This is a genomic window from Aerococcus sp. HMSC23C02 (genome assembly GCF_001806805.1).
GTDB classification, from domain to species: Bacteria; Bacillota; Bacilli; order Lactobacillales; family Aerococcaceae; genus Aerococcus; species Aerococcus sanguinicola.
The window spans coordinates 45140-53446 of the sequence record NZ_KV786044.1; the positions used below are offsets into that span (position 1 = coordinate 45140).

The following is an 8307-nucleotide window of genomic DNA, read 5'->3' on the forward strand; positions in this document are numbered from 1 at the left end:
GGCAGACGATGGAGAAGATCGGCAGGGCTGGGGGTTCCTTGTCGAAGTAGCGGCGTTCCACCAGGTGCATCTGTTCGAGGATCTGGTTGGCATATTGGAGGAATTCTTCGCCGTCCGTGGTCAGGGAGATGCCGCGCGAGCTCCGGGTGAAGAGGGTGACGTCCAGCTCTTTTTCCAGTTTGGTCATGGCATTGGACAGGGAGGGCTGGGAGATGTAGAGTTTGTTGGCTGCCTGGCTGAGGGAGAGTTCGCTAGCAACCGTTTGAAAATATTTAAAGTCTTCTAAGCGCATGGTGGCCTCCTTTAAGGAAAAGTATTGGCTATAGTCTACTGCTATACCTAGCTCTTGTAAATAGATATTTCAAAATTTTCCGCCCATCGCGTATAGTAAGAGTCAAGAAAGCGAGTGATTGATATGACAACTTTTTCCAAACGATTCTTAACGGTAGGATCCCTCTTACGGCCAAAAGAACTCCTGAAATATAAAAATGAAATTGAAAAACGTGACGACATTACTTATCCCTTCTACAATGACCTGCCAGGTTACAAGGAGGCGGAAGAAGCAGCGGTCAAGGACATCGTGGCTAAACAAGTGGCCCATGGCTTGACGGAAATCTCTGACGGGGAATTCCAACGCTCGCTCTGGCATTTGGACTTCGCCTGGGGCTTGGCGGGGATTGACCGCTATATCAATGATTCCGGCTACCACTTCTATGAAGAAGATGAAGCGGGCAACAAGAAGGACTATGAGACCCGTCGTGACATCGGCCTCCATGTGACCGGTAAATTATCGGGCAAGAACCATCCTTTCGTGGACCACTTCAAGCTGGTCAAGGAACTTGCGCCAGAGGATGTGGCGGTTAAACACACCATCTTCGCACCTGGCCACCTCTACTTTGAATTATTGGCCCTCGGTGAAATTGGGGAAGGGAAGTTCTATTCTGACCTGGCTGAATTCCGCCATGACCTGGCCCAAGCCTACAAGGAATTCGTCAAAGAATATGCGGAAGCGGGAGCGACTATCCTTCAGATCGACGACTGCGTCTGGTCCAGCTTTGTGGGCGATGACGATGAAATTCGCTTGGAATCCTTAAACTTCGATGGGTCAAACTACTCCAAGGAAGAATTAGCGGGTCAATTGATCGAATTGAACAATGCGGTAGCGGACTATGCCCATGAACTGGGGCTCAGAGTCTACGGCCACAACTGCCGCGGTAACTATGCTTCCCGGGCCTTCACTGACGGGGCTTATACCGAAGTTGCCAAGTATTTCTTAGCCCGCCAACACTATGACCGCTTCTACCTGGAATGGGATGACGAACGCGCTGGCTCTCTCTCTGCCCTCAAGGCTTTCGAAGACCGCCCCGATGTTGAGGTAGTTGTCGGAGCCCTATCCTCGAAGACAGCAGGCTTGGACGATGCCGACCGTGCCATCCGCCTCTTAGAAGAAGCAACGAAATATATTCCCAAAGACAAGCTTTACCTCTCCCACCAGTGTGGCTTTGCTTCTTGCGACTGCGGGAATGAGTTAACGGAAGACCAGCAGTGGGCGAAGATTGACCAAGGTCATGAGATTGCTTACCGGTTCTTTGGGGAATAGGTTTTTTAAAAATGACTGGTGTTAGTGAGCATACGTTCCGTCTTGAAAGTAATCGTTAAATGTTTAGCGGATCAACACGGCTAAAGCCGTCTTGTACTTTATCCGTAAGTCGCTAAAGCTCCAACGGCTAAAGCATAGCACCGGTTCGGGCCAAGGTCCCTCACCTAGCGAGACTCAAACGGTTCGTACGGCTGGCGCCTACGCTCCGTAATTCGCTTCGCTTGCTGGGTCACGGTTAACGATCACTTTCAAGCTCCACTCCTGCTCACGATATTAATAGCAAATAAATATTATAATTCTAGTTTTATTAAAAAGTCCGAATTTACCTCTGTTTTTGTTTTATAAGTAGTGAAAAAAGTGGATGGTTCTGGTGAGCATCCGTTCCGCTGTTGAATTTGGTCCTTGAATTTCAGAGGGCAATCCCTGATCACAAGACTATGGCAAGTGAATCTTGTTTAATTGCTAAATTGTATGCTTATGGCTTACCAAATATTTTATATCGAGCTCCTCTTTATTATTGGGGAGCTTTTGATAGTCAAAAAGGCTGGAGTTAATTTTCCAGCCTTTTTGTTTGTAGATTTTTTTGCTGAGCTGTGTCGTTTTTGCGCACAGCCTGTGTAGTTGGGGTGGGCTGTCAACCCACATTTAGTGGCTTTGATTGGGGGGTGGGAGTCGGCAAGCCACACTCAGCGGCTTCGTTTGGGTGCTGAACGCTGTCAACCCACATTCGGAGCTTTTGATTGGGGGCTGGGTATCGGTAACCCACACTTGGTGCTTTTGACTGTGTGTTGGGGCTTGTCAATCCACACTCGGTAGCTTTGATTGGGGGTTAGGGCTGAGTGCCTCTGCTCACCCCCTTCCTAGTTGGGTTCGCAAGAGCAGCTTTGGAGTGCTTTCGCAAGTTGGAAACGTGCAAGCGGGGCTTGCCCTTATTCCAACTTACTCCAAGCATCCAAAGCTGAACGCTCTTGCTCTCACCCTTCCTTTACGGTCTTTGGTTTTGGCCGCCGTCGATATCTAGGGTGCGGCCGGTGAGCATTTTGCCGGCGGGGCTGGCGAGGTAGAGGGCGGTGCCGCCGACGTGGGTGATGCCGTCGGGGAATTTTCGAGCGGGGACGCTGGCGAGGACGGCTTGGTATTCTTCGGGGTGTTCTTTCGACCATTCGTCGAAGGCTGGGGTGAGGACAGCGGGGCAGATGGCGTTGGTATTGATGCCGTACTGGCTCCACTCGGTTGCGGCAACCCGGGTGAGTCCGCGGATGGCTTCTTTAGTTGCGGCATAGGAGGCGAAGCCGGCCATGCCCGTGATGCCTGCACCGGACCCCATGTTGATGATGCTCCCCTTACTTTCCTTTAGATAGGGGAAGCAGGCCTTCATATAATTGAAAGTCCCGTAGAGCCCTGAATTGATGGCCAGGCGGAAGTCGTCAAGGGTCTGGTCTTCCAGGGCGATGCCGGTGTTGACAGCTTGGGCATTGTTGATCAGGACATCAATCCGTCCCAGCTTGTCAGCGATATTTGAGACCACTTCTTGAACCCGGTCCTCATCGCCCCCATCGGCAACAAAGTAATGGATCTTGGCTTCATAGCCTTTACTAAAGTCTTCAACTGTGGCGGCTAAAGTTTCTTCCGTTCGTCCGGTAATGACCACCTGGTAGTGGGCCTGGCAGAAGGCTTCCGCAATGTCGCGCCCTAGTCCCGAACCGCCTCCGGTAATTAGTGCGACCTTGTCTTGGTTGTTTCTCGTCATCTCTAACAACTCCTTTATTTCTTTACTTAATGACAAGTATAGCATCTTCCGCGAGACAATACTGGTCAAAATAAAAAGGTTTTCTCTGCTTATTGAACTTAGCTAGTGATCAGCTGATAAGGTGGCAGGCGTTTGGCTTGCTCAATGAATTGGGCGATATCTTCGGGGCTTTCCTGGCCCCCGCGCTGGATCCAGAGCCTGATGATACTGACTACACTGGATAGGAGGACCTCCTTGGCATAGGGGAGGGGGAGGTCTTTGGGAGGAAAGTTCAGGTGCTTACTCGCCTCCAATTTGGCGGTCAATAAGCGGCTGAGGATATCCTTAACTTTACTCATAAAATGGGGATCACCTTGGGGGCTAGCCAGGGCTTGGATGAGGGTGAACTGACTTTCAACATATTGGAGGGCTTCCAGGATGGCAGCATAGGGGATGAGGCTGAGTGCGTCTATTTCCTGGGCTTGCTTATATTCTTCTTTAAAGAAAATCGTCTCAAGTTCGTCCATAATTTCTTCTTCAAGCTGGGTCATCAGGTCGTACTTGTCCACATAGTGAAGGTAGAAGGTGCCACGGTTGATGTCGGAACGACGGGCAAGATCGCTAACAGTGAGGCTGTTGAAGCCAACGTCATGGATTAAGTCGATAAAGGCTGCTTTGATTTTATCTTTACTTGCGGTCTGTCTTTTCATGGCTAGGTATCCTTTCTTTACTTAAATCAACAGATTGTTGATATTGATGATTGTTTTCTACTTGCCTTCATTTTATACTGGCTAGGTAGTTAAATCAACACGTTGTTTATATTAAGGAGGAAGCAAGATTGGCTTATATTGAAATGATAAAGAGTTCCAAGTTTTACGAGATGGGTGATCACCGTATTGTGGCTAATGACCAGGTATCCTTTCAAGTTGAAAAGGGAGAACTAGCTATTATTCTAGGGGCATCAGGTGCGGGTAAGTCAACTGTCTTAAATATCTTGGCTGGTATGGACAGCAATGACGAGGGCCAGGTCCTGATCGATGGTCAGGACATTTCAAATTATAGTCCCAGGGCCTTGACCCAATACCGGCGAGAGGCGGTTGGCTTTGTCTTCCAATTCTATAATTTAGTGCCTAATCTGACGGCTTTAGAGAATGTGGAATTAGCTACTGAAATTGTCAGTGATGCTTTAGATCCAGTTGAGGTCCTTCAGTCAGTTGCTTTGGATGAGCGGATGGGAAACTTTCCCTCCCAGCTTTCAGGTGGGGAGCAGCAGCGGGTGTCGATTGCCCGAGCGATTGCCAAGCGGCCCAAACTTCTGCTCTGTGACGAACCAACGGGAGCCTTGGACTATCAAACAGGCAAGCAGGTCCTCCAAATTCTCCAAGATAAGTGTCGAAACGAGGGGACGACGGTCGTGATTGTCACCCACAATGCAGCCCTAGCTCCGATGGCCGACCGGGTGATCCGGATGCGGGATGCCAAGGTTGAGACGGTTGAGCTAAATGATAGCCCTGCAGATATTGCGACGATTGAATGGTAGGGGGTGAAAGGATGCGCACATTATGGAAGGAAATCTGGCGGTCTATCCGTCAGTCCAAAGCCCGTTTTATCTCAATTTTTATGTTGATGTTAATTGGCTCCTTTGCTTTAGTTGGTTTGAAAGTGACGGGTCCTGATATGCGGCAGACGGGAAGGGAATATTTTGAAAGCTTGAATGCTGCGGATTTGACAGTGATCGGCTCCTTGGGTCTCAACCAAGAGGACTTGGATCATTTGCAAGCAGTGGATGGTCTTCAAGAAGTCGAAGCAGGCTATTTGAAGGATGTCACGCTCAAAGGGGATAAGGAGAGTTTACGGCTTTTTTCAAAGACGGATAGCTTGTCTCAGGCGGAAGTTCTGGAAGGTCGCTTACCTGAAAAAGCGGATGAAATTGCCCTGGATGGCTCGTACCGTGGAGATTACCGAATCGGAGACCGGATTCAAATTGATGAAGCTAAGAATCCGCTTGGGCAGAAAGTGCTCAAGGGGGACAGTTATATCTTGACGGGCTTCGTTTATTCCAGTGAGATTCTTTCTGACATTAACCGTGGCCCTTCCACGGCTGGAACAGGTGCGCTCAAGGGGTATGGACTCTTAGCCGAAGATGCTTTTGACTCTGAGCTTTATATGTTAGCCCGGATGAGTTTTGAAGATTTAGAAGGTTTAGATCCATATAGCCAAGCCTATACTGACAAAGTGCAAAGGCACAAGGACCAGGTGGCGGAGGCCTTGGCAGACCGGCCCGAGGAGCGTCTAGCGGAGATCCAAGACCAAGGCTATGGGAAGCTAGAAGCCTCTGAGCAAAGCATCAAGGCAGCGCAAAAGAAGCTAGACCAGGAAAGTCAGCGCTTAGACCAGGCCAAGCAAGACTTAGACCGGGCCCGTAGAGCAAACCTAGCTATTGGAGCCGACCAAGAAAAGGCCTTGAAAGCGGGAGAAGACCGCCTCCAAGCTGCTCAATCCGAGATCGACCAAAAGACTAAAGACTTGGCAGAGGCTAAGGAGAGCTTAGACCAATTGGACCTGCCGAGCTATACGGTCAATAGCCGCCGTGAGATACCGGGGGGAGAGGGTTATCGAATTTATGGATCGGTTTCTCATATTGTGGACGCTCTGGCCAATATTTTCCCCATCTTCCTTTATTTTGTGGCGGCCTTGTTGACTTTAAACACTATGACACGTTTTGTCGATGAAGAGCGGGTCAAGTCAGGGACCTTCAAGGCCTTGGGTTATGGCAGACGAGATATTGTGAAGAAGTTTGTCGTCTACGGTTTCTTGTCCAGCTTCTTAGGGTCTGTCCTAGGGATTGCTCTGGGGCATAGCCTCTTACCGCTGATTGCTTACAATGCCTATAGCACGGGTTTTACCCTGCCTCGGATCCAACTGCATTTTTACTGGCCCATTTCTTTACTGGCCCTAGTCTTAGCCCTCCTCTGTGCGGTCTTACCTGCCTATATCGTAGCCTGGCGAGCATTAAAGGAAAAGCCTGCCCAGCTCCTCATGCCTAAGGCGCCCAAAGCTGGAAGCAAGATTTTCTTGGAGCATTTTCCTGGCATCTGGAATCGTTTGGGCTTTATGCAAAAGATTACAGCCCGCAATATCTTCCGCTACAAGCAGCGAATGCTAATGACGATTTTTGGGGTAGCTGGGGCGGTGGCCTGTCTCTTCGCGGGTCTAGCTGTCCAAGACTCTATCAGGGGGATTAACGACCGGCAGTTTAATGACTTGATCCAGTATCAGATGATTGTAGCTGAAGCAGATCAGGTGTCAGATGATGATCGGCGAGCGATTTCGGACTTACTAGCCGGGGAGGGGGTAGCTAATCATGACCGCATCCACTATGAGCAATTGACTAAGACAGCAGGGTCTGACCAAGACCAACAAACGCTCCACTTGATCGTTCCAGAAAACCCTGCCCATTTCCATCGCTATGTGCAGCTCATCAACCGAAAAACTGGTCAAGATTTGAGCCTGGAAGAGGATGGCGTCATTATTTCAGAACGTCTGGCCCAATTGTTAGACGTCGGGCCAGGTGATGTGCTGACCTTAGAAGACAGTAAGCACAAGTCTTATGAAATGAAGGTAACAGCTATTACAGAAATGTATATGGGCCACTTTATCTTCACCAACCAAGCGGGTTATGCCAATATTTTTGGCGAGGACTTCCAAAGTAATGCCCAGCTTGTCAACTTAAAGGACAGGGGGCAAGAAAATACGGAAAACTATGCGGCCGATTTTATGGCGATCGATGGGGTCAAGGGAGTTGTTCAGAATACCAGCCTACAAAATCAAATTCGAACCATTGTGAATTCCCTTGATAAGATTATGAAGGTTCTCATCTTGGTGGCTGGAATCCTAGCAGCGGTGATTCTCTATAATCTAACCACCATCAATGTGTCAGAGCGGATGCGAGAATTATCGACCATTAAGGTGCTAGGCTTCTATGATAGGGAAGTCACTCTTTATATCTACCGTGAAACCATTATCCTGACCTTATTTGGCATTCTCTTTGGCTTCGGCATTGGCGAATGGCTCCACCGCTATATCATCCATATGTTGCCCCCAGCCGATGTCATGTTTAATCCGGCCCTCACCGCTCGCCCTTTCCTCATACCGAGTCTGCTGGTAGCTGTGATCAGTCTGCTTCTAGCCCTAGTGATTAATCACCGCCTAAAACAGGTGGACATGTTAGAAGCACTGAGCTCCGTTGAATAAAAGTTAAATTTTGAATCAAAATCCAAGGACCGATCAAAAAGGCCTTGGATTTTTTTTGAATGTCATGGGCTAAGTCCAAAATCCCCCTAGGCAAAGGGAAACTTATCCTCTATAATAAATGAGTAAAATATGAGAAAGAGGTAAGAAAATGGAAGTATTAGCCTATCAAGACGAAGATATTGCGCAGATGACGGCCATCTGGAACGATGTGCTTGAGGATGGTCTGGCTTTTCCGGGGACAGATCTTTATAGCGAAGCAGGCTTTGCGGATTATTTGAGCCATAAATCGGCGGTGACTTGTTTGAAGGAAGGGGACAGGGTGGCTGGTTTCTACACCCTCCAGCCCAACAATATCGGCCGCTGTGGGCATGTAGCCAATGCTTCTTACTGTATGAATAAGGCCTTCCGCGGGCGGGGACTCTTCTCTAGCTTGGTGGCAGCTTCCTTGGAAGAAGCCAAGGCGCTGGGCTTTAAGGGGATGCAGTACAATGCTGTGGTCGCCATCAACTACGCGGCCCTCAAGGTCTATACCCAGAACGGTTTCCAAATTGTTGGAACTATCCCCAATGGCTTCCTGCTGAAGAACGGGACTTACTGTAATATCTATGTCATGTACCGGGATCTTTAAGTAGGACACGTGGTGATAACTAATAGAATTATTTAAGCGATAGTAGTTGGGATGCAATCCTAATTTTGAGCAGGAGTGGAGCTTTGAAGTTGGTCC

General features: G+C 48.9%; 7 protein-coding genes. 4 read left to right on the forward strand and 3 right to left on the reverse strand.

Annotated elements, in window-relative coordinates; genetic code table 11:
* Positions 1-292: LysR family transcriptional regulator (locus tag HMPREF3090_RS09955; protein WP_246818691.1), on the reverse strand; the 292-nt coding region annotated here is incomplete at its 3' end.
* 123 nt (positions 293-415) lie between these two features.
* Between HMPREF3090_RS09955 and HMPREF3090_RS04440 the strand changes: the two genes are divergently transcribed.
* Positions 416-1600 (forward strand): uroporphyrinogen decarboxylase/cobalamine-independent methonine synthase family protein, encoded by a 1185-nt coding sequence (locus HMPREF3090_RS04440; RefSeq protein ID WP_070486120.1) that lies wholly within the window; start codon positions 416-418, stop codon positions 1598-1600.
* Positions 1601-2585: 985 nt separating this feature from the next.
* Here the strand turns inward: HMPREF3090_RS04440 and HMPREF3090_RS04445 are convergent.
* Together HMPREF3090_RS04445 and HMPREF3090_RS04450 are read right to left on the reverse strand one after the other, a co-directional pair.
* Positions 2586-3350 (reverse strand): SDR family NAD(P)-dependent oxidoreductase, encoded by a 765-nt coding sequence (locus HMPREF3090_RS04445; RefSeq protein WP_067972615.1) that lies wholly within the window; start codon positions 3348-3350, stop codon positions 2586-2588.
* Between the two features lie 98 nt (positions 3351-3448).
* Entirely contained in the window at positions 3449-4039 is a 591-nt protein-coding gene (locus HMPREF3090_RS04450) for a TetR/AcrR family transcriptional regulator (protein WP_070486046.1), read from the reverse strand.
* A 128-nt stretch (positions 4040-4167) separates the two neighbouring features.
* On the opposite strand from HMPREF3090_RS04450, the gene HMPREF3090_RS04455 reads away from it, so the two are divergent.
* The 3 genes from HMPREF3090_RS04455 to HMPREF3090_RS04465 all read left to right on the forward strand — a co-directional run bounded on the left by HMPREF3090_RS04455 (position 4168) and on the right by HMPREF3090_RS04465 (position 8211).
* On the forward strand, positions 4168-4869 hold the full coding sequence (locus tag HMPREF3090_RS04455; RefSeq protein WP_067972609.1) for an ABC transporter ATP-binding protein: 702 nt from the start codon (positions 4168-4170) through the stop codon (positions 4867-4869).
* Between the two features lie 11 nt (positions 4870-4880).
* The gene (locus HMPREF3090_RS04460; RefSeq protein ID WP_230080831.1) at positions 4881-7583 is read left to right on the forward strand and encodes an FtsX-like permease family protein; all 2703 of its coding nucleotides are present in this window, start codon (positions 4881-4883) and stop codon (positions 7581-7583) included.
* A gap of 148 nt (positions 7584-7731) precedes the next feature.
* Positions 7732-8211 (forward strand): GNAT family N-acetyltransferase, encoded by a 480-nt coding sequence (locus HMPREF3090_RS04465; protein WP_067972604.1) that lies wholly within the window; start codon positions 7732-7734, stop codon positions 8209-8211.
* Positions 8212-8307: the final 96 nt, after the last annotated feature.